This is a genomic window from Mucilaginibacter sp. GW822-FHT03E02 (assembly GCF_058801545.1).
This window is the reverse complement of the sequence record NZ_JBXANJ010000001.1, coordinates 2623087-2644414: the sequence shown is the minus strand read 5'-3', so window position 1 is coordinate 2644414 and position 21328 is coordinate 2623087. Positions and strand designations below refer to the sequence as shown.

Annotated in this window: 14 protein-coding genes; 9 read left to right on the top strand and 5 right to left on the bottom strand. The window is 44.1% G+C overall.

Translation table 11 applies throughout. From position 1 onward, the window contains the following. The first annotated feature begins 193 nt into the window (after positions 1 to 193). The gene (locus AC1RM2_RS11130) at positions 194 to 1129 is read left to right on the top strand and encodes a ring-cleaving dioxygenase (protein ID WP_492985159.1); all 936 of its coding nucleotides are present in this window, start codon (positions 194 to 196) and stop codon (positions 1127 to 1129) included. A 2-nt stretch (positions 1130 to 1131) separates the two neighbouring features. Then, complete coding sequence (locus AC1RM2_RS11125; RefSeq protein ID WP_492985158.1) at positions 1132 to 1755, top strand: alpha/beta hydrolase; 624 nt, start codon at positions 1132 to 1134, stop codon at positions 1753 to 1755. 127 nt (positions 1756 to 1882) lie between these two features. Here AC1RM2_RS11125 and AC1RM2_RS11120 read toward each other — a convergent pair whose 3' ends face one another. The 4 genes from AC1RM2_RS11120 to AC1RM2_RS11105 form a co-directional block, all read right to left on the bottom strand. Next, positions 1883 to 2482 carry a DUF1684 domain-containing protein gene (locus AC1RM2_RS11120; protein ID WP_492985157.1) on the bottom strand — a complete coding sequence of 200 codons (600 nt, stop codon included), beginning with the start codon at positions 2480 to 2482 and terminating at the stop codon, positions 1883 to 1885. A gap of 169 nt (positions 2483 to 2651) precedes the next feature. After that, positions 2652 to 3254 (bottom strand): hypothetical protein, encoded by a 603-nt coding sequence (locus tag AC1RM2_RS11115; RefSeq protein ID WP_492985156.1) that lies wholly within the window; start codon positions 3252 to 3254, stop codon positions 2652 to 2654. A gap of 203 nt (positions 3255 to 3457) precedes the next feature. Continuing rightward, positions 3458 to 5863 carry a glycoside hydrolase family 127 protein gene (locus AC1RM2_RS11110; RefSeq protein WP_492985155.1) on the bottom strand — a complete coding sequence of 802 codons (2406 nt, stop codon included), beginning with the start codon at positions 5861 to 5863 and terminating at the stop codon, positions 3458 to 3460. A gap of 3 nt (positions 5864 to 5866) precedes the next feature. After that, complete coding sequence (locus AC1RM2_RS11105) at positions 5867 to 8236, bottom strand: beta-L-arabinofuranosidase domain-containing protein (protein WP_492985154.1); 2370 nt, start codon at positions 8234 to 8236, stop codon at positions 5867 to 5869. 332 nt (positions 8237 to 8568) lie between these two features. On the opposite strand from AC1RM2_RS11105, the gene AC1RM2_RS11100 reads away from it, so the two are divergent. From AC1RM2_RS11100 to AC1RM2_RS11070, 7 genes are all read left to right on the top strand, one after another. Next, a complete protein-coding gene (locus tag AC1RM2_RS11100; RefSeq protein WP_492985153.1) occupies positions 8569 to 11592 on the top strand; it encodes a SusC/RagA family TonB-linked outer membrane protein in 3024 nt (1007 codons plus the stop codon). A 24-nt stretch (positions 11593 to 11616) separates the two neighbouring features. After that, entirely contained in the window at positions 11617 to 13002 is a 1386-nt protein-coding gene (locus AC1RM2_RS11095) for a SusD/RagB family nutrient-binding outer membrane lipoprotein (RefSeq protein WP_492985152.1), read from the top strand. A 384-nt stretch (positions 13003 to 13386) separates the two neighbouring features. After that, entirely contained in the window at positions 13387 to 14289 is a 903-nt protein-coding gene (locus AC1RM2_RS11090; protein WP_492985151.1) for an AraC family transcriptional regulator, read from the top strand. Between the two features lie 163 nt (positions 14290 to 14452). Then, the gene (locus AC1RM2_RS11085; protein ID WP_492985150.1) at positions 14453 to 16252 is read left to right on the top strand and encodes a DUF885 family protein; all 1800 of its coding nucleotides are present in this window, start codon (positions 14453 to 14455) and stop codon (positions 16250 to 16252) included. A 65-nt stretch (positions 16253 to 16317) separates the two neighbouring features. Then, positions 16318 to 18618, top strand: coding sequence for a S9 family peptidase (locus AC1RM2_RS11080; protein WP_492985149.1), 2301 nt, complete (start codon positions 16318 to 16320; stop codon positions 18616 to 18618). A gap of 198 nt (positions 18619 to 18816) precedes the next feature. Continuing rightward, on the top strand, positions 18817 to 19053 hold the full coding sequence (locus AC1RM2_RS11075; RefSeq protein WP_492985148.1) for a hypothetical protein: 237 nt from the start codon (positions 18817 to 18819) through the stop codon (positions 19051 to 19053). Continuing rightward, positions 19038 to 19418 (top strand): type II toxin-antitoxin system VapC family toxin, encoded by a 381-nt coding sequence (locus tag AC1RM2_RS11070; protein ID WP_492985147.1) that lies wholly within the window; start codon positions 19038 to 19040, stop codon positions 19416 to 19418. The genes AC1RM2_RS11075 and AC1RM2_RS11070 overlap by 16 nt, the downstream gene beginning before the upstream one ends. Positions 19419 to 19436: 18 nt before the next feature. Here AC1RM2_RS11070 and AC1RM2_RS11065 read toward each other — a convergent pair whose 3' ends face one another. Continuing rightward, positions 19437 to 21299 (bottom strand): LTA synthase family protein, encoded by a 1863-nt coding sequence (locus tag AC1RM2_RS11065; RefSeq protein ID WP_492985146.1) that lies wholly within the window; start codon positions 21297 to 21299, stop codon positions 19437 to 19439. Positions 21300 to 21328: the final 29 nt, after the last annotated feature.

The following is a 21328-nucleotide window of genomic DNA, read 5'->3' as shown; positions in this document are numbered from 1 at the left end:
CGATTTGCCGGGTTGCCAAATATGCAGATTCGACTTTGCATGTTTTGAATATCCTGCGGGAGACGCATGTGATGCGTCTCTACCGAAAAAAAATGTGTGCCTGTTCATTTCTTGTTGTAGGTCAAGTTTTCCCGGCCGGTAGCGCCTTACTTTTGATGTAAATAAAACAGCAACACATAAAATAATCAACATCATGGAAAATACAGTAAACGGCATTCACCACATTACAGCAATAGCAGGCAATGCCAAACGCAATTATAATTTTTATGCCAACGTACTGGGTTTACGCCTGGTTAAAAAAACAGTAAACTTCGACGATCCTGAAACTTACCATTTATATTATGGTGATAAAGAGGGTACGCCAGGTACTATACTTACCTTTTTTCCCTGGGAAGGTATTACTGCTGGCCGCAGGGGGGCACGCCAGGCTACCGAAATTGGTTACTCGGTTCCTGAAAGCAGCTTTGATTTTTGGTTAAAACGTTTTGATGCCAACAATGTCATATACAACAAGGTATCTGAAAAATTTGGCGAGCCATACCTTACCGTTTTAGACCCCGACGGCTTAAAACTGGAACTGATAGCTTCAAAAACTGCCGATAACCGTTTGCCATGGGAAACAGCCGATGTAAGGGCAGAAAATGCTACCAAAGGATTCCACAGTGTAACCATCACTACCAACAAAATGCAGCCTACTGCCGATATTTTAACCGGCGTATTTGGCTACCGTTTGCTGGAGCAGCATGTAAACCGTTACCGCTTTATTACCGACGCGGTTGAAAACGCCGCCATTGTCGACCTGGTTGAGGTTACGGGCGAAGTTGCCGGCCATGTGGCCGGTGGATCGGTTCACCACGTTGCTTTCCGCGTTAAAAATGAGGAAGTGTTGATGCAATACCGTGAAAAAATTGCCGCCCTTGGCTTGCACATTACCGATAAAATAGACAGGAACTATTTTTACTCGCTGTACTTCCGCGAACCAGGTGGTGTGTTGTTTGAATTGGCTACCGATAACCCGGGTTTTGCTGTTGACGAACCGGTTGACGAATTGGGTACCCATTTAAAATTGCCTGCACAACACGAAAGGTTCCGCAGCACTTTAGAAAAAACATTACCTCAATTATATTGATCATGTACACACATCAAAAAAATTATATAACCACAGGCACCCCGGCAACCGAAGCCGGGGCAGCCCTGGTCATGATTCACGGTCGCGGCGGCACTGCCCAAAACATTGCCAGCCTGGCCGATAGCTTAAATGTGCAGGGTATGGCTATTTACGCCCCACAGGCCACTAACAATAGCTGGTACCCCTATAGCTTTATGGCGGGCGATAAAATGAACCAGCCGGCTTTAAACTCGGCCCTGGATACGATAGACCAGTTGGTGCAACAGATTAAAGCTGATGGCATCCCCGAAGAGAAAATTTATTTCCTCGGTTTTTCGCAGGGTGCCTGTTTAACGCTGGATTATATTACCCGCCATGCCAAAACATACGGCGGTGCTGCAGCGTTCACCGGCGGCCTGATAGGTGATGGCCTCGATCTTAACAATTACCAGGGGAACTTTAACGGAACACCCATACTGATCACCACCGGTAACCCCGACCCGCATGTACCTTTAACAAGGGTTGAGGAAAGTGTTGCCATCATCAAAAACCTTGGGGCAGATGTGACCCTTAAAGTGTATCCCGGCCGGCCGCATACTATTACACAGCAAGAAATTGACCTGGCCAACCAGTTGGTGTTTAACTAAAGATAAAGCGTGATGATTGATGAGCCGTGCGGGGCTTTCCTGTTTTGGAGAGCCCGGCGTTTGGTTTTTATAAAGATTGCCATTTATTTCTAAAAGGATTTCGCAGTAAATAAGTTTAACAAGCCGCTCAATGATTGCCCACGGCAAACAGTTTCTCCCCAGCTTTTACTGCAATGTTTAGCCGGTTTTCATCCGGTGGTTTGGGGCACGAGTAATTGGGGCTAAAGGCACAGTAAGGGTTATAGGCCTTATTGAAATCGACAATCAGACTGTCCCCTTTAAAATCGGTTGTTTTAAGATCGATGTACCGGCCACCGCCATAGGTTTCCTGCCCGTTGGTATCATCGGTGAAGGGCAGGAACAGGTAAGTGCTAAACATTGGATTTTGCGACAGGTAGATGCTTCTATAAACGGTAAGTTCCATTGGTTTGCCCTGTAGTGTGAACTTGAGCAAGGCATATTTAACGTACTGGCTGCCTGTGCCATGAAAAACGGGCATCACAAAATTGGTTTGGTTGCTTAGCAAATTTACTTTACAGGTAATCCTGTAAGTGCTGTCGGCATCGTAAAAGCGCAGGTTTTTGAGGTCGTCCTTTTTTAAAGGCGAATTGGCATCCTTCAAAAAATCGTCCATATAACCTTTACGAAACTGGTCTATCTGCGTTTTATAATCCTGCGCAAAACAGCTCATGCCGGTCATCAATAGCAGGATCAGGAGGTATTTCATACGTTTTATAATCATTTGCCTTAATAGTTAACGGCAATATATAAAATTACAATACTTCTGTAGCGCCTATTAATTAAATTGACCGAATAAGATTGAAAATCAATCTACCGCTTTAGGCTTTGTGCCTCCTGCTTTTAGCTGCTACGTAATACCAAGTGAAATACAAGGTTTAATTATTAAGTGATAATGCCTGGCTATAATCGCGCGTGATTGCTCTTTGTTTATTGGCTGCTATTTCGTTTTGCAGCCTTTTACTGGTAAAAATAGCAACACCCAGGTCGGCCTTATACTGGTATCGTAACGAAAGACTCAGCAGGCTTGAGTTCCAGTTGTAAATATCCGAGTAGTTATCGGGCCTGTCGGTAAACTGCCCATACATGCCAATGAATTTTTGTAAAACTTTATAGGCGTCAGCCATTTTAAAAAACAGGTAAATGTTCACAATTTTATCCCTATAAGCGCGGATGCCCACCATATCAAGGTTTAAGCTATCGCCCAGGTCCAATACATTTGAATCATTGTAGGCATATTTTAAGCAACTATCGGCATCAATTCGGCTGTCACCGTCGAGATAGGATAAGTTAGCAGCCTGGAGCTCCTTGATATCCGAACCTAAAACAACACTATTGCCGGGGCCGTTATTTAACGTTAAGTACGCTATGGAACCTGTTTTAAGCGCCTGGGCATTTGCCATAAACCACTGAAAGCCAATAATGATAGACAGCGCTATTTTAATCCCTGAAATAGCCCTGTGGTAAATTCTTTTTTCCATATCTCTCCACCTTGCATAATGATGGAGAGACAAGTTTAATACCGAACTTTAATTGATGATTATTTTTATTAATTTTTGATTAATTAATAAACCTACTTACGAAAAATGAAATGAACAGGCCTTTTCCTGTTCATTTGCCTTGTTTGGTTTTTTGTACACTGGTTTACAGCGGATTAAATATTGTACAAAATAACATTCAACACCTATTTAACCGCCCACTCATGAATACCGGCAGAGTTATCAACCGGAAGCTGAATTTCCATCCGTAAAGCGGTTGTGTTTACCGGCTCAAAGCTTACCTGGTTAAAGTTATCTTTACTGATGGTATAAGGCGTTGTGTTTTTAACCGGTACCCATTGCCCGTCTTTTTTATACAATATTTTGTACGATGCCGGGATGCGGCAACCGCCCCATGGGCCATCGTCAAACCAATAAACTTTTGATTCGCTTACGGTATGCGCCGCGTCAAAATCATACTGTACAAATTCCGTGGTATCCTTAGCGGGCCACCAGTGCATAAAGGGGAAGCTGTTATCATTGGAACTGGCCGGTTCGTACTGGTCTTTTATAGATGCAAACATCTTTTTATTTTTTAATGATGCACTTACTTTACTGGTACTTGCAATGGTAGGTGCCGGCTGCGGTCTGGATGCTGATGCCTCGTAAGGGATCCAAACCGTCATTTCGCTTGGGCCGCGGTTGGCCCAGGCATAGTAGGGGATGGCCTTTACCTGTTGACTGGTTTCGGTAAGCTTGTCGCTGTTAAGTTGTCTTTTGGTGCTTTTACCTTCGGCGTTTATTACATCTACACCGTTCAGCAGGTCGGCCTGGTAATTGGCGTTTGCTATGGCGTTTTTATCTATCATGATGTTTTGTACCAGGCTGTCGCGGTTATCGGGGCCTTCCAGGCAGTAAACAATAGGGCCGCGTTCAAAAGCAAAACGGTCTTTATCGTCTTTTACTTTTTGGTTGGCTAACACCTTCTCGGTTTCCATAGGCAGGTTAAGGGTTACTTTATCACCTTTTTTCCAGCTGCGTTTTAGTACCGCGTAACCTTTTTCGGTTACAAATGAAGTTGCTTTGCCGTTGATAGATAGCACAACAGGCAGTTGTGTTTTATTCATAAACGAATACAGATCGCCGGGAACAGGCTGTTGCTTAGCCCATCCGGGGATGCGTACCCTTAAGGTGAAAGCTGTTGCTTTTGCCGGGTTAAGGGTAATATCAACTTTGCCTTTCCATGGGTAATCGGTGGTTTGTACAATGTTTACATTGCCCGATGTTAGTTTAATATTGCTGGTGTTGCTCATGAACAGGTTAACATACAGGTCGTTTTTGTTTTTGGCATACACATAGCCTGGTAACGATGGCAAAAAGCGTGTCATGTTACTAATGCAGCAGGCGCAGCTTATCCAGGCACTGCGCTGATGCTGGTTCATGGATGCCAGCGGGTTGGGGTAAAAAAAGCGGTCGCCACTCAGCGAAACGCCCGAAAGCAGGCCGTTATACAGCGTACGCTCCAACACATCAATATATTTAGCATCGCCGTGCAGTAAAAACATGCGGTTATTCCAGTAAACATTGCCAATAGCCGCACAGGTTTCGGCATAGGCCGACATGTTGGGCAACTGGTAAGCATCGCCAAACGCCTCGCCATTGCCGGTTGCGCCAATACCGCCGGTAATGTATAATTTTTTGTTAACCACGTCGCCCCAGATATCATCAATGGCGCTCAGGTATTTGGTATCGCCGGTTAAGGCGGCAATATCGGCCATACCGGTATACATGTAGGCTGCACGTACAGCGTGGCCTTCGGCTTCGTGCTGGTCAATTACTTTTTTATTGGCCTGGTTGTACGACTCGCCTTTGGGGCCACGTACATCCAAAAAGAATTTGGCCAGATCGAGGTATTCTTTTTTGCCGGTAACACGGTACATTTTGGATAGGCCTATCTCCACAATCTGGTGACCGGGATACTCTTCAATTTTGCCAGGTCCAAAGGTTTTTACCAAAAGGTCGGCATTTTTTATGGCTATGTTAAGCAAGGTGCGTTTGCCGGTAGCCTGATAATGTGCTACGGCGGCTTCGTACAGGTGCCCGCAATCATACAATTCGTGGCTTAATACTTCTTCATTTACCCAGCGCTTGTCGCCTATCCACTCGTGCGGCTTTTTGGCGTTAACGGTGCGGAAGGTGTACAGGTAACCGTCAGGCTCCTGCGCGGCTCCAATAATACCAATGAGGGTATCGATATACCTGTCCAGCGTAGGGTTCTTTTTATTCTGCATGGAATATGACGCCCCTTCAATGGCTTTGTACACGTCGGTATCATCAAAGGGGAATTCGCTTAGCTTATCGCCATCCAATTGTTTGGCGGCGCGTAAAAAGTTATCCATGCGGCCGTTCTTTTTACACTGGGCAAGCACATAGGGAATAGTCACATTGGCATTTACCGTCATTTTAGGCTCCCAGAATTTATCGTTTACGTGCACACTGGTAAATGCTACAGGTTGAATAGGATAATCTTTTTGCTGGGCAAATAAGTTGCTGCTTAAACCTAATACCGATGTCGACAACAGGTAGGCTATTTTAATTTTACTGGTCATCATATTTTAGTTTTTTACCATGCGGCTGCCATATACCGGGCCGGCACTGTTATCTTTTTTGGGTAATAATTTAACGCTTACTTTTTGCTTGCCCTTGGTTAACTCAATGGGGATCAGGTAGCTGATATCGTAAAAACGGCTCTCTTTATACTTGTTTAAATCCTCGGTTGCCACTTTGGTGCCATCTATCATAATATCAAATGTGCGGCCGCGGTTATCCATACCCCAATACGTGTTAATGAGTGTGTTTTGGGTATTGGCATCAACCTTCATATCGTAGGTAAAATAGCCGCCGTTCTCTGTCGACCGCCATTTCTTTTGATGGTCCTCGCCGGTGGTGGTGTTCTCGCCGGCAAAATTATGGTCGCGCTCGGGCTGCATTTCGCCTATGCGTAAAACATCGGTAGTGTGGGCTTCCAGTTCCTGTTGCTTTTTCTTTTGCTCGTCATAAGCTTTTTGCTGTACTACCCAGGCATCCGGTGTAAATACATCCCAATAAACCGAGTAATATTCATCTTTGGTTTGATTAAATGGGATCAGCTTCACTTCGCCGGGTTTTGAAACGTTTTCGGTGCGGAAACTTAACTGCGTTTTATCAACCAGTTGCAGCCATTTGTTGGGGTCGGTTTCGCTGGTTACAAAAACAGGTACTCCCTTTAATGGGTCGGGTTCGGTGTTACCTAAAACACCTGCTAATAATACCGGGCCATAAAATATGGCGCGCCTGTTGGCATTATCGGGCATGGCCTCGGTATATAAATTCTCGGGAGTGGTAAACGTTATTTTGTCGTTGTTAACCCATTTACGGTTCAATACAAAATAGCCTTCCGCATCAGGAGTAAGTTGTTGTGTTTTTCCGTTGATGCTGATAGTAGGGTTAGTTGCCCATTTGGGTTTGCGGATGCGGATAGCAAATGTGGCCGGTTTTGCAAGGGTGATGGTATAGGTCATCTGATCGGCCGAAGGTAAATTGCCTTCCTGTTTAATGCTCAGGCCTTTCTGTTTCCAGTTTAGTACCGACGGAATGAACAGGTTGATATAAACACTGCCATCGGCTCCCCTGAAGTAAATGCTTTCGTTATACTTTACATGGTTTTCCATGCCCGAGCCTACACAGCAGGTAAAATCATCAAAGGGGGTGCTATAGCTTTTTTTACCGCCCATGCGCAAAGGCACAAAGTAGCACACCCCGCCTGTTTCGTGGTTTTGGGATGCCAGGATGTGGTTGTACAAACCCTTTTCGTAATAATCCATCAACCTTGCCGAAGGCTCAACCGCAAATAAATGGCGGGTAAGCTTTAGCATATTATAGGTGTTGCAGGTTTCGGTAGTGTTTTCGGTAAGCTTGTCATTTAACTTACCCGGCTCGGTAAGATACTCGTAATTACTGTTACCGCCGGTGGCATAGGAGTGAAAGCCGGTAACGGTTTCCCAAAAGAAATCGGCTATGGCTTTGTCCTTTACATCGCCGGTAAGCTCATATCTGCGGGCGCTGGCTATTATTTTAGGTATCTGGGTATTAGAGTGCTTGCCGGGCAATATATCGTTCTTTTGGGCAAGCGGGTCTAATATGCGCTTGTCATAAAACTTGTACGATAGATCCAGATATCTTTTTTCGCCGGTTATGGCGTATAAATTGGTCAGTGTTTCGGCCATGCCGCCATATTCGCAAAGCAGCATTTTTTGCAGCTTGTCGTCGTCAAGGTTCCTGATGGTTTCGCCTGTCCAGTTGGACATGCCCTGGCATATTTTGAGGGCCTGTGTATTGTTAGTATATAAATAGGCATCCAAAAGCCCGGCCATAACCTTATGTACCGTATACCACGGCGACCAGCCCCCGTTTAAATCAAACCCCCGCGAGCGGATATCGCCTTTGGCCACTTCGGCCCAAATCGTATCTTCTTTGGGTATAGCGCCAACATAACCGGTTTTACGTGCCACCTGGCATTCGTTCAGCTGGCTTACTATATAGTTAGTACGTTTCAAAAACTCTGGCTCGCGGGTTGATGCGTAGTGCATGGCAATGGCCGATAGGTAGTGCCCTAAAGTATGCCCGGCCAGGCCCGAGTTTTCCCAGCCTTCGTATATTTTCCCTTTAGGCTGCAAGCCTGAGTGCGAACGGAAGCCTGAAAGTAAACGATCGGGCTCGATAGTTAATAAATAAGCGGCATCAACCTGCATAGCCTTTTTAAAGGGACTTTCTAAAAGCTGTACGTCCTTTAAATCAAAGCTGTAGGCTTTAACCGGGACAATGGGTTTTACTTTAAAGCGCGTATCGTTCCACTCGGGTACATAAGATTGCGCCTGCGTTTTTTCGGCAGCTATAAAACAGGCAAAGGCGCAGTAGCTTATTTTAAAATACTTGTTTACAAACATTAGCATAAGGTTAACACTATAAATTCAATTTATAAAATTACCGGGATGAAATGAATGTTTATGGATAATAATTGGCAGGTTTTAGCCGGATATTAGCCCTTTTTATGTGGCATTGGTATTTTTGGGGTTTTATTAATGTTAATAGTAAGATAGCCATTATTGGCGGGCTTTATGCAATAATTACAATTTATTAATGCCATTGTAATAAGAAAGTTAATATATGGGCAGCTTTGGCAAAATTTTGTAAAAAATGCAGTGTTGGGGGCAAATAGATTTACATATCTGAAAATCAGGTTGTAGATAAATAGATTTTAACCCCAAAACTTTAATTTATGAAGTTGAAACAATTACTAAAAAAGTTCATTTTGCCTTTAGTAACACTGTTTGTATTTTGCATTAACGCTAATGCCCAAACAGTTACCGTAAAAGGAAAAGTATCTGACGATAAAGGCTTACCCCTCCCCGGTGTCACTGTCAGGTTAAAAGGCACCAATAAAGGTGTAAGTACCAATGTTAGTGGTGCCTATGCCATTAGCTACCCGGGTACCGGCACGCTTACCTTTTCAGCCATTGGCTACATCCCAAAAGAAGTTAAGCTTACCGGCGAAACCGAAATTAATGTTGTGTTGCCCGAGGATAACAAATCGCTTAGCGAAGTTGTTGTTACCGCACTTGGCATAAAGCGCGATAAAAGGGTGCTAACCTACAGCAGCCAGGAAGTAAAAGGCGCCGAGCTGGTTCAGGGAAAAGACCCTAACATTGTTAATGACATTGCGGGTAAAGTTTCGGGCGTGCAAATCACCAGTTCATCCGGTAACCCCGGCAGCTCAACACGTATTGTTATACGTGGTGCATCTTCATTTTATGGCGATAATAACGCGCTGATGGTTATTGACGGTATCCCAGTTGATAACAGCGAAACAGGCAACCTGAACTCCGGCCCGGGTACAAGCAGGATTGCCGATTTGGACCCTAATATTGTTGAAAGCATCAACGTATTAAAAGGTGCCGCGGCAACTGCGTTATACGGCTCGTTGGGTGCCAATGGTGTTATCATCATTACTACCAAAAACGGCAAGGCAGGTCAAAAGGCCACTATCAATTTCTCCTCTGATTTTTCGTCAGAAAATCCTTTACTGCCACAAATCCAGAGTAAATATGCCCAGGGAACAAACGGGCAGTTTTATGATGGTACAACACTAAAAACCAGCACCTCATGGGGGCCACTGATGGATACCCTAAAAATAAACGGCCAGGCTGCAAAAAAATACAATCAATCGGACCTGTTTTTTAAAACCGGGCATACTTATAACAACGTAGTGAGCATTAATGGCGGCGGCGAGGCCTCCAATTATTACATCTCCTATTCAAACTTTAACCAACAGGGTACAGTGCCAACAACATCGTTTTTGCGTAACAGTATATTTGCCAAATACGGTGCGCAAATACTGCCAAACCTGACCACTACTTTCCAGTTAAACTATACCAACTCAAAAAATGACAGGTTACCTGAAGGTTATGCGTTAGAAAGCCCGGTATGGACAATTTTCACCGCGCCTATATCATACAACCTGCTGCCCTACGAAAATGCCGACGGCACACAGCGTTTGTACCGTTACTCCAGGAACAACCCTTACTGGGTGCTGAACAATATATCTAACAAATCGGCCGTAAACCGCTTTATGCCAACCTTTACAGCAGATTACAAACCACTAAAATGGCTAACCATAACAGAGCGTTTTGGTGCCGATGTGTATACCGAGCAGGATAACTATCATGAATCGGCCCAATCGGTATCAAACCCTAATGGGCGTATCGTGGTTAATAACGCTAATTTCAGGCAGATCAATAACGACCTGATTGTTACCGCAAACCATCAATTTGGCGATTTTAATATCGATGGCATCCTGGGTAACAACATCTTCTCGCAGTATACCGAAGATTCTTATGCCAATGGTGTTGGTCTTTCTGTAGCCGATTTAAATAACATCAGTTCGGCGTCAACCGTAAGCTACTCTGAAAGCCATGCACTTATCCGCAGGATTGGTTTTTACCTGCAAACAAATATCGATTATAAAAAATTCCTGGTATTATCATTAACAGGCAGGTACGATGGCAGCTCGGTATTATCAACGTCTAATAATTTTTATCCTTACGGATCGGCAGCCACCAGTTTTATATTTTCTGAGTTCTTTTCTAAAGACTTCCAGGATGTGATGAACCTGGGTAAATTCAGGGTATCATACGCTACCGTAGGTGGCAGTAACGTAGGTGCTTATTCGCTTACCACACCTTACTATAGCCAAACCATCCGCAACATTACCTTCCCTTACCAGGGCCAGTCTGGATTTTTATTGAGTTCAACATTGGGTAATCCGTTCCTGAAAAACGAGCGGATAAACGAGTTTGAAGCAGGGTTTGAAACGGGCTTTTTTAACAACAGGATAAGCCTGGAGGCATCTTATTTTGCCAAGAAAACTACCGATGGTATTATCCCGGGTGTAAGTATTGCGCCATCAACCGGCTATAGCGGTACAACAGTAAATACCGGCGTAATGCAAAACAAGGGTATTGAGTTATTGCTAAATGTAGTGCCAATTAAAACTAAAGATTTTAACTGGACAATGACCCTAAACTTTACGCGCACCCGCAACAAAGTGCTTAACCTATACGGCGATTTGCAGCAATTAGGCAATGGTTTTACATCGCTTATTGTAGGCCAGCCTTACGGTATTATTTATGGAACACGTTACGCACGCAACGCCCAAGGCAAATTGCTGATAGATGCCAGCGGCTTACCTTATGCTGATGATACACAAGGGATAATTGGCAATACTAATCCCGATTGGACAGGTGGCTTTAGCAATAACCTGCGCTACAAGCAGTTTAACCTGAGTTTCTTTTTTGATGTTAAAAAAGGCGGCGACATCCAGAACAATGTTGACGGCTACGGATACTTTTACGGAACACCAAAAGTTACCGAAAACCGCGGCCCAAGGGTGGTTGACGGTATAAGCGCGGCAACAGGCCAGCCAAATACCATATCGGTTAATGGCCAGGCTTATTACCAGCGTATAAATGGTATCACCGAATCGGTAATACAGGATGGTACCTATATTAAATTGAGGAATGTAAGCGTGGGCTATACCGTAAAACCAGTGTGGTTAAAAAGCACGCCTTTTAAATCGCTTAATTTTAGTGTAACTGGTCGTAACTTGTGGATCTACGCACCGCATTTTACCGGTGGCGATCCGGAAGTAAGCTCATTTGGTGCATCAAACGGATCGCAGGGTATTTACTCCTTCTCTACCCCAACTTCCCGCTCTATCGACTTTAGCTTAAAATTCTCACTTTAATTCATTTATCAAACAAAAAATATCATGAAAAAAATATCAATGATTTTAATGTCATGTATCCTGATAAGTGCTTCGGGGTGTAAAAAATATATCGACGTAAATCAAAACCCCAATCAACCTATTGATGTAGCCGAAGCCCAGATCCTGGCGCCGGTTGAACTGGATATATCGTCAAGCCTGTATGCCGGCAACGTGGCCGTAATTGTGCAGGAGTACATGCAGGTGGCGGCCCTTAATCAGGTAGCGCCAAACGCAGGCACTTACCTGATGTATAACTCGGATATGGATGGCGATTGGACCAACCTTTACGTAACCTGCTTAAATAACCTGGCAACACTAAATCAAAAAGCTACAGCCGATGGTAAATCAAATTATGCAGGTATAGCTAAAATATTAACCGCATACTGCCTGGGTACAGGAACCGACCTTTGGGGAGATATGCCTTATTCGCAGGCGTTTAAAGGAAGCTCCAACTTTACACCGGTGTACGATGCCCAAAAAGATATTTATACCCAGATACAAAGTTTACTGGATGCCGGTATTGCCGATATTGCCAAAAACAGTACCGTAAGCCCATCTGGCGACGACTTTTTTTATGCCGGAGATATGAGTAAGTGGACAAAATTGGCCTACACTTTAAAAGCCCGTTATTATATGCACCTTACCAAAGCGCCAGGCAACACCGCCGCGGCGCAGGCCCAGCTGGCGCTTACCGCATTGGCAAAAGGCATGCAATCAAACGATGATGATTTTAAAATGGCCTATACAGGTGCGGCCGGCGGCGAAAACCCATGGCAGCAAAACTTCATATCGGCCAGTACCGTTGTATTGGGCAGTACCTTTGTTAATGGTTTTGCAACCCGTAACGATCCACGCCTGAGCGCTATGGTAGCTCCTGCCACGGCAACAGGCCTATATACAGGACTGGGGCAAGGTTTAAATACCATTGGCCAACTGGAAGACTACTCGCGCCCCGGCGACTTTTATGGAGCAACCGGAGCCACCAACTACATTGTAAATTATTCTGAAGCGTTGTTTTTAAAGGCCGAGGCTACATTGATAACATCGGGCTATGCAAGCGCTGCGCCGGTTTACCAAAGCGCGGTTTTATCGCACATGACAAAACTTGGCGTAAGTACGGCTAACGCCAACACTTACCTGGCCTCAAGAGTGTTAACCAGCAGCAATGCCGAGCAGTTGATCATCGAGGAAAAAGGTATAGCCAACTTCCTCTCGCTGGAGAATTTTACCGACTACAGGCGCACCGGTTATCCTGTTTTGCCGGCAGTACCAAACGCGTTATCGGCCATACCACGCCGGGTATTATATCCGCAGGCCGAAATAACATCAAACCCACAGCCACAGCAAACAGCTAAGCTGACTGACAGGCTTTGGTGGGATGTTAAATAATTTGCCCGCCTCATTGTTAATAGCATAACTATTACACCCGTATTCCTTAACAGGATGCGGGTGTTCTTTATTGACAACATTCTTCACAGAAACCGCGGCTTTTGAATTGCCTAATTTAATTGTATCCGCAACAATTAAGGAAGGTGGCTGGCAAATAAGTAAGCGAGCGGCAGCGCTAAAATGCGGCTGATTATTGTATAATTAACATTTAATTTGTTAGCTATAGTGATTGAAAAAATGATGTTTGGTTACTATTTTAACCGCTCCATCTGCATGAAATTAACAGATGATAGCAGCATTTTATCCGTTTTAGGGCAATTGTTGGTTTTTAGAGTTAAGTAATTGTAAATTCAGGGAACATTAACAGAAATTAAAGTAATTAATATGAAAGTTTTACAATTTACTATCCCTGTACCCCATGATAAGAGTGTGATAGCAGAAAAAGTTTCTCTTCCATACCATTATCCTTATTTGCACCGCCATAAAGAAATACAGATTACCTGGATCCAGAAAGGAGAGGGGACGCTGATTGCCGGCAACAACATGCACGATTATTCATCGGGCGATATTTTTTTACTGGGCGCCAATTTACCCCATGTGTTTAAAAGCAACCCCGAATATTTTGTAACCGGCGGCGATAAACAGATTGAGGCTATTTCGATTTTCTTTAACCCCGAAGGAACCTTAGCCCCGCTGTTTGATTTACCCGAGCTAAAATCGAGCAAGATGTTTTTGCAGCAGCACCAGCAGGGGTTTAAATTACCACATAGCGCGTCTGACAAGGTATCGCAAACCATGATAGCTTTACGAAATGCCGGTGGCACAGATCAGCTTGTTCAGTTTTTTAACCTGCTTAAGGCGTTAGTGAATATGAAAGTAAAGCTCGATCCTTTATCAACTTATGGCAACCTGCCGGGCATTACCGAGAATGAGGGGATAAGGATAGGTAATATTTACAATTTTATTATGCAGCATTACAGCGAACAAATAACCCTGGAGGATGTTGCCAAAGTAGCCTTTATGACACCCGAATCGTTTTGCCGGTATTTTAAGAAGCATACCGGGCATACCTTTATATCGTTTTTAAACGAGATACGGGTAAACGAGGCCTGCAAAAAACTGATAGCCCATAAGTTTGAGAGTATTAATACCGTGGCTTACAAATGCGGTTTTAAAAGCATTACCAATTTTAACCGGGTATTTAAATTTGTAATAGGCAACTCGCCGCGCGGCTACCTCGATTCGTATAACAATAACCTGGTAAGCCTGAACAGGGCGGCAAGTTAACATGCTACCAGACAGGGTCAATTAATTCAACAGTCTTAAAGCTTTAAGCTTTGCGCTTTCTGCTTTAAGCTTTTAAACTTGTCAATAAATCAACAGTTCTTTAGCTTTAAGCCTTGCGCTTTCTGCTTTAGGCTTTCAAACTTATCATCTAAAAAAACAAACTGTGTTTACCACCACAAAAACAACCACCACCTTTTTCGCTGTACTTTGTTTAGCCACATGCTCATTGGCGGGCAAGGCACAAACAGCTGCCGCTAACAACGCCCTTTATGAGCAAACCAGCGAAATGGCAGGCACCATTATTCGTTACGGGCAGGACATTAATGCCATTAAAGATTTTTACTCGCCTTATTATGTTAATGAGCATAATGAGGATGAGTATAAAATGAATGTGCTTAATTCGCCCGAGCAACGCAAAAGGCTGGTTGAAATTGACAACGATTACCTGAAGCAATTGCAACAGGCCGATTTTGAATCGATGAGTATTTATGGCAAAGTAGATTATATTTTGCTAAAAAAAAGGATAAAATTCGATCTGAACGACCTGAAAAATGAAGAGGAAAAGTATAACCAGGTTGCCAGATACCTGTCATGTGCCGATGGTATTTACGCCCTGGAAAAAAAACGCCGCCACGGCGATTTTATGGACGGCGAAAAAGTGGCGAACGAGTTAACCGCCATATTGAAACAATTAAAAGTCGATACGGCGGCATATCATAAACTGCCCAGCCTGGATATGCCCTTGGCGCGCTTTACCAAAGAAGCGCTGGCAGGCCTTAAGGGGCGCTTAAAAGACTTTTATAGTTTTTACAATACGTACGATCCTGCCTTTACATGGTGGGTGCCCGCGCCTTATAAAGCCCTTGATGCCGCTCTTGGCAAGTACAGCGATATAGCGTTAAGCAAAGGCAAAGTAATAACAACCCAAAAGCCCGATAGCAGCGGTATAAAGGGGGTGCCTATTGGCCGCGATGCCTTGATAAGCCAGTTACAGGCCGAAATGATACCCTATACTCCTGAAGAACTGATCCAACTGGCCAATAAAGAATTTGCCTGGTGCGATAAAGAAATGTTAAAGGCTTCACAGGAAATGGGTTTCGGCAGCGATTGGAAGAAAGCGTTGGAGAAGGTAAAAAACAGCTACGTGCCGGTAGGCCACCAGCCGGAACTGATTGTGAAATTATATAACGATGCTATCAGCTTTATCAAAGAACGCGACCTGATCACGATACCGCCATTGGCCGAAGAAACCTGGGGGATGACAATGATGTCGCCCGAGCGGCAATTGGTTAACCCCTTCTTTTTGGGCGGTAAAGAGATCATGATATCGTATCCAACCAATAGTATGGAGGCCCAGGATAAGCTGATGAGCATGCGCGGCAACAACCCTTACTTTTCGAGAGGAACGGTTCAGCACGAATTGATACCCGGCCATAACCTGCAATATTTTATGAACAGCAGGTACAAAGCCTACCGGCAGGATTTTGTGACGCCATTTGGGGTAGAGGGCTGGTCGTTATACTGGGAATTATTATTGTATGATAAGGGTTTTGCCAAAACACCCGAAGAAAGGGTAGGGATGCTATTTTGGCGCATGCACCGTTGCGCAAGAATCATCTTCTCGCTCAATTATCACCTGGGCAAATGGACACCACAGCAATGTATCGACTTTTTGATTGACCGTGTAGGGCACGAAAAAGCCAATGCCGCAGGTGAAGTGAGGCGCTCATTTGAAGGGGGTTACAGTCCGCTTTACCAGGTAGCCTACCTGCTGGGCGGCCTGCAAATTATGGAGCTTAAAAAAGAGATGGTTGATAGTGGTAAAATGACCTACAAGCAATTTCATGATACGTTTATGAAGCAGAATCTTATCCCTATTGAAATGATGCGGGCCACATTTATCAACCAGCCGTTAACCAGGGATTTTACCACCAGCTGGAAGTTTTACGATTTTAATAAATAACAAAATGCAGCCCGGTTTTAGCACCGGACTGCATTAAAAATGTTCATCAATTTCATCTGTCTCCGATGCGATACACTCGTTTTTGTACATTGCTGGTTTTTGCAGCTAACTTTAGCTATGCCCAAAAACCGGCGGTTACGCCATATTTGCCAACCCATCAACAAATGCTGCAGGCTTATGCCAATGCCGACAGGTTGGATTCTGCCTGGAAAAAGATCCCGGTTGTAACCAATATCAGGCCCAACTGGCAGGCAAACGGCAAGCAATTTTGGTACGATAAGCGTGCTGGGGCCGATGCTACCGAATATTACTTTGTTAATACTGAAAAGCAAACCAAACACCATGCCTTTGATACTAAACAAATGGCCAATGCTGTGGCTGCCGCGTTAGGGAAACCTGTGCCCGCAAATAAACTGCGCATCGCGGCTATGTTTTATGGCGCCGATGAAAAACAGGTTACTTTTAAAACCGGCAAAAACTGGCTCAAATGCGATTTAAGTAATTACCATTGCGAAAAAACTACTGATACCGTTTTTAAGGATTACGACCCAACCGCCCCGCTGCAAAAACGCGCCTATCGCTGGGAGGCTAATGTTACCGATTCGGTTTCGCCCGATAAGCAGTGGATGGCTTTTATCAGGAACGGGAATTTGTATGCAAAAGCAATAAAGGGCTCTGACGAAATACAGTTTACAACTGATGGTACTAATGATAAGCCATATGCCGAAATCACATGGTCGCCGGATAGTAAGCATTTGGTAGCTTACTTCACTGATCCTAAAAAAACAAAAAAGGTATACTATGTATTAAGTTCGGTACCCGGCACCACGAGGGGGCAGCTTGAATCGCATGAGTACGACCAGCCGGGCGATGATTTTACATCATACCAGCCCTTTATTTTTAACATAACCGATAAAAGCAAGCTGGCGGTTGATGCCGAAAAGATTGATTTTTTTGGAGCGCCCATACTGCATTGGCGCGATGGTAACAGCCGTTATTACACTTATGAAAAAGTTGACAGGGGGCACCAGCGGTTCAGGGTTATTGAGGTGGATGTACAAACAGGAAAAACCCGCAATATCATCGACGAGAAAACGAATACTTTTATTTACGAGCAAAGGCTGTATACGCATTATCTGCCCAAAACGCATGAGGTAATATGGATAACCGAAAAAGATGGCTGGCGGCATGTTTACCTGGTTGATGAGCTCACCGGCAAAGAAAAACTAATTACCAAAGGCAATTGGGTGGTACGGGATATTGATAGTGTTGACGCAAACAAAAGGCAGCTATGGTTTACGGCCAGCGGGAAAAATGCAGGCGAGGATCCTTACTTTATTCATTATTACCGGATGGGGCTCGATGGTAAAAATATAGTCGACCTTACCCCGGAAAAAGGGAATCACCGGCTTACTTTCTCACCTGATAGGAAATATTATATCGATACTTATTCGGAGGTAAATGTTGCGCCGCGTATGGTGCTCAAAAATACGGCTGCCCTGAAAACTGTTATGGAACTGGAACATCCTGATATAGCGCCCTTATTAAATACCGGCATAAAACTGCCCGAAGTGTTTGTAGCCAAAGGGCGCGATGGGATAACCGACATTTGGGGCGTAATTTATCGTCCGGCCAATATGGACGCCGCTAAAAGCTACCCCGTAATTGAAAATATTTACGCCGGCCCGCAGGATTCGTTTGTACCTAAAAACTTTGCAGCCGTGAACGAGATGCAAAGCATAGCCCAGCTTGGTTTTATTGTGGTGCAAATGGATGGCATGGGCACAGCAAACCGCTCCAAGGCTTTTCATGATGTATGCTGGCATAACCTTGCTGATGCAGGCTTTGCCGACCGTATTTTATGGATGAAAGCGCTGGCAGCCAAGTACCCGCAGGCTGATATCAGCAGGGTGGGTGTTTATGGCACATCAGCAGGCGGGCAAAATTCGGCCGGTGCGGTATTGTTTCATCCCGAGTTTTATAAAGCGGCGGTATCTGCCTGCGGCTGCCACGATAACCGCATAGATAAGCAGTGGTGGAACGAGCAATGGATGGGCTACCCTGTAGGCCCGCATTATGCCGAACAATCAAACATTACCAATGCTGCAAAACTACAGGGCAATTTAATGCTGATAGTGGGCGAGGCCGATACCAACGTACCTCCCGAATCAACCTATCGTTTTGCCGACGCGCTGATAAAAAGCAATAAGTTTTTTGATTTGCTTACCGTGCCGGGCATGGGCCACGGCGATGGCGGTGTTTATGGCCGTCAAAAGAAGCGCGACTTCTTTGTTAAACATTTATTGGGTACCGATCCTCCTGCAAGGAATAGCGGCGAAATGGCATCGGGAAATGTTGGTTTTTAAGGCCATGAGTTCTGCTTATTTGTCGTAATAGTTGACATTGCGACAAAAAGCCGACTTATCTGTCGTAATGCCTGGCGCTGAGATAGTTTGAATTTTGAATGTATTGAATTGGCCTTGGGGACAGATAGCCAATTGATTTGCTGTTTTTATGGCTATTCCACCTTAAAGTAGTGGTTAAATACATATATTTGTTATAATATGATACGCACAATTTTAAAATCGGATCAAAATAATCTCACGCTCACTTTGCCTGATGAACTTGTAGGCAAAATGATAGAGATAATTGCGTTTGAAATAAAAGAAGACGAGTATAGCGTAAACCCGGCTCCCCAAAAGCTTAAACCCTCTCAATTACGAGGTTTTTTATCTGAAAAAAGTGCAAAATTAATGCACGAACATGTTAACCAGAGCCGATCTGAATGGGATACCTTGTAGATAGTAATGTTCTGATAGATTATGTTGCCAATCGGTTTACAAAAAGTCAGCTTAAAGCATTGGATATTATTTTTGATGAGGCGCTTCGTATTTTCGTTATTACCAAAATTGGACTTCTTGGTTACAATAGTGAGGAGGTTGAAGAGAGGAAAATGTTGGAATTTTTAAAATATTCAAACATTATTCCCCTAACTGAAGATCTGGTTGAGAGAACTATAACAATAAAAAAAGAGATAAAAATTAAAACACCAAATGCTATTATCGCGGCAACAGCATTGGTCAACGATTTTACTTTAATCACCAATAATATCTCGGACTTTAAAAGAATTGCAGAATTGAAAATTTTCAACCCTTATGATCTGTAAGAAACAGCTGAAACTCTGTTACTTCAAATAATCCGTAAACACCTGCTGCATAAATGCCTTGGCATAAAGCAAGGTTTTATCGGTATAGGCCTTTGGCATGTTTTTGTTTTGAATATAGCTAACCGTTTGGCCGGCGTTATCATAACTTACAGCCTGACCGGGCAGCATAAAGCCCATGCCATTATCCCAGTCAAAAAATGCGAAATCCCGGCTATAGGGATTCAGTAAATCCTTCGACCATTTGAATTGTTGGTGCGGTAGGTTTAACTGTGCCAGTAAGGTAGCGGCTATATCCGTTTGGTTGCCCAGTTTTTTTATCCTCAAGCCGCGATACTCCGGTTTAATGGCATCGCCAAAAAACAGTAGAGGGATGTGGTATTTACGTGGTTCGTAAGGTTCTGATTTATCCAGGGGTAAGCGGTGCCCATGATCGGCCACTAAAACAAACAGCGTGTTTTTGTACCAGCTTTGTTTTTTAGCGGCATCAAAGTATTGTTTCAGGCTGGCATCGGTATAATATGCGGTACTCCTGAATTTGTTGCCCATATCATCGCCGGGGAAATGTGGAGGAACTGGAAGCTCAAAGGGCTCGTGGTTGCTTAGCGTTTGAACGTAGCTAAAAAAAGGCTTTTGTGCCTTGTTGAGGTAGCTGATATTCCGTTTGAACAAAATATCGTCGTGTGCGCCCCATTTGGAGTTCATTTCTTTGGCTTCAAAATCTCGTTTATCTACCAGGTCGGTTATTTTGTGGCTTAGCAGGTAGGCCTTAAAGTTCATGAACTCGCTTTCGCCGCCATAAAAGTACGATGTCCGATATCCCTGGTCGGCAAAAACACTGGATAGGGCAGGCAGGCGTTCCTGCTTTTCGTTATCAATGATGATGGTGCGCGTGGCTTGCGACGGGAACGCGCTCATAATGGCTACAATGCCTTTGTCGGTACGGTCGCTGGCGGCGTATACGCTATCAAACAAAACGCCTTGTTTTATAAAATCTTCAAAGTTAGGCGCATCGCCTTTTTCTCCGCCTAATGATTCAATTAAATCAGCAGTAAAACTTTCCAGCTGAAAGATAACCACGTTTGGGCGGTTGGTTGTCAGGATATGTAAAGTACTGTCTTTTTTTACGGCATACATGCTATCAACTATTGCCGAAGCCTTTTCGGCAGGCATAAACATATAAGGATTACCCGGCGATTCCAGGTTTTCTACCACGTTCTGGATCAGGTTCCATTCGGTGTTTAATGCCGATTGGTTAAGGATTGGTTTTGGCGAGAAATAGGCATTGCTTTGGGCTATAGGCGCCACCTGCAGGCCGCCACGGATGATCAGCAGGGTTACACCCAGCAACAAAACAACGATAACGGGCTTAAGAATCAGTGGCGCGTTGGGCTTTTTAAAATCAAAATCGATAACGTATTTCGACAGAAAAATACCGCCGGCTATCAACGCTACGAACAGGACGAAAGTTAAAAACAGCGGCGACGAACTGGATGCCGCAAAAGCCTCGGATGGCGCGTTAAAGAAAACATCAAACGCCCTGAAATTTACCTTGGTACCCCATTCTCGGAAGATGTTGAGGTTAACAACCGTTACAATTGCGATGATAACCACAGCTAAGTAAACGTAAAACCTAAGCCATTTACTGCCAATGTGCCGTTTGGTAAACCAATTAACACAAAACACAAGAAAGGGGATTGAGCTGATGTATGCCGCAACCGAGGCATCCATCAGGAAGCCGTACTGAAAAGTTTGGGCTATCTCCGAAAAACTGGCGCCACTAAGTTTATTGCGAAAATAGACTTCGAACACCACACGGGTAATAATGGCCAGTATGATCCAAAAAATAAAAAACCGGCAAAAACTAAAAAGGCTCCTTAACATCGGTTTCAAAAATAACTATTTAAACCTGA

What these genes read in the sequence shown, in the direction of transcription:
- AC1RM2_RS11130 (WP_492985159.1), top strand. Translation starts at nt 194, where the DNA reads ATGGAAAATACAGTAAACGGCATTCACCACATTACAGCAATAGCAGGC.
- AC1RM2_RS11125 (WP_492985158.1), top strand. Translation starts at nt 1,132, where the DNA reads ATGTACACACATCAAAAAAATTATATAACCACAGGCACCCCGGCAACC.
- AC1RM2_RS11120 (WP_492985157.1), bottom strand. Translation starts at nt 2,482, where the DNA reads ATGAAATACCTCCTGATCCTGCTATTGATGACCGGCATGAGCTGTTTT.
- AC1RM2_RS11115 (WP_492985156.1), bottom strand. Translation starts at nt 3,254, where the DNA reads ATGGAAAAAAGAATTTACCACAGGGCTATTTCAGGGATTAAAATAGCG.
- AC1RM2_RS11110 (WP_492985155.1), bottom strand. Translation starts at nt 5,863, where the DNA reads ATGATGACCAGTAAAATTAAAATAGCCTACCTGTTGTCGACATCGGTA.
- AC1RM2_RS11105 (WP_492985154.1), bottom strand. Translation starts at nt 8,236, where the DNA reads ATGTTTGTAAACAAGTATTTTAAAATAAGCTACTGCGCCTTTGCCTGT.
- AC1RM2_RS11100 (WP_492985153.1), top strand. Translation starts at nt 8,569, where the DNA reads ATGAAGTTGAAACAATTACTAAAAAAGTTCATTTTGCCTTTAGTAACA.
- AC1RM2_RS11095 (WP_492985152.1), top strand. Translation starts at nt 11,617, where the DNA reads ATGAAAAAAATATCAATGATTTTAATGTCATGTATCCTGATAAGTGCT.
- AC1RM2_RS11090 (WP_492985151.1), top strand. Translation starts at nt 13,387, where the DNA reads ATGAAAGTTTTACAATTTACTATCCCTGTACCCCATGATAAGAGTGTG.
- AC1RM2_RS11080 (WP_492985149.1), top strand. Translation starts at nt 16,318, where the DNA reads ATGCGATACACTCGTTTTTGTACATTGCTGGTTTTTGCAGCTAACTTT.
- AC1RM2_RS11075 (WP_492985148.1), top strand. Translation starts at nt 18,817, where the DNA reads ATGATACGCACAATTTTAAAATCGGATCAAAATAATCTCACGCTCACT.
- AC1RM2_RS11070 (WP_492985147.1), top strand. Translation starts at nt 19,038, where the DNA reads ATGGGATACCTTGTAGATAGTAATGTTCTGATAGATTATGTTGCCAAT.
- AC1RM2_RS11065 (WP_492985146.1), bottom strand. Translation starts at nt 21,299, where the DNA reads ATGTTAAGGAGCCTTTTTAGTTTTTGCCGGTTTTTTATTTTTTGGATC.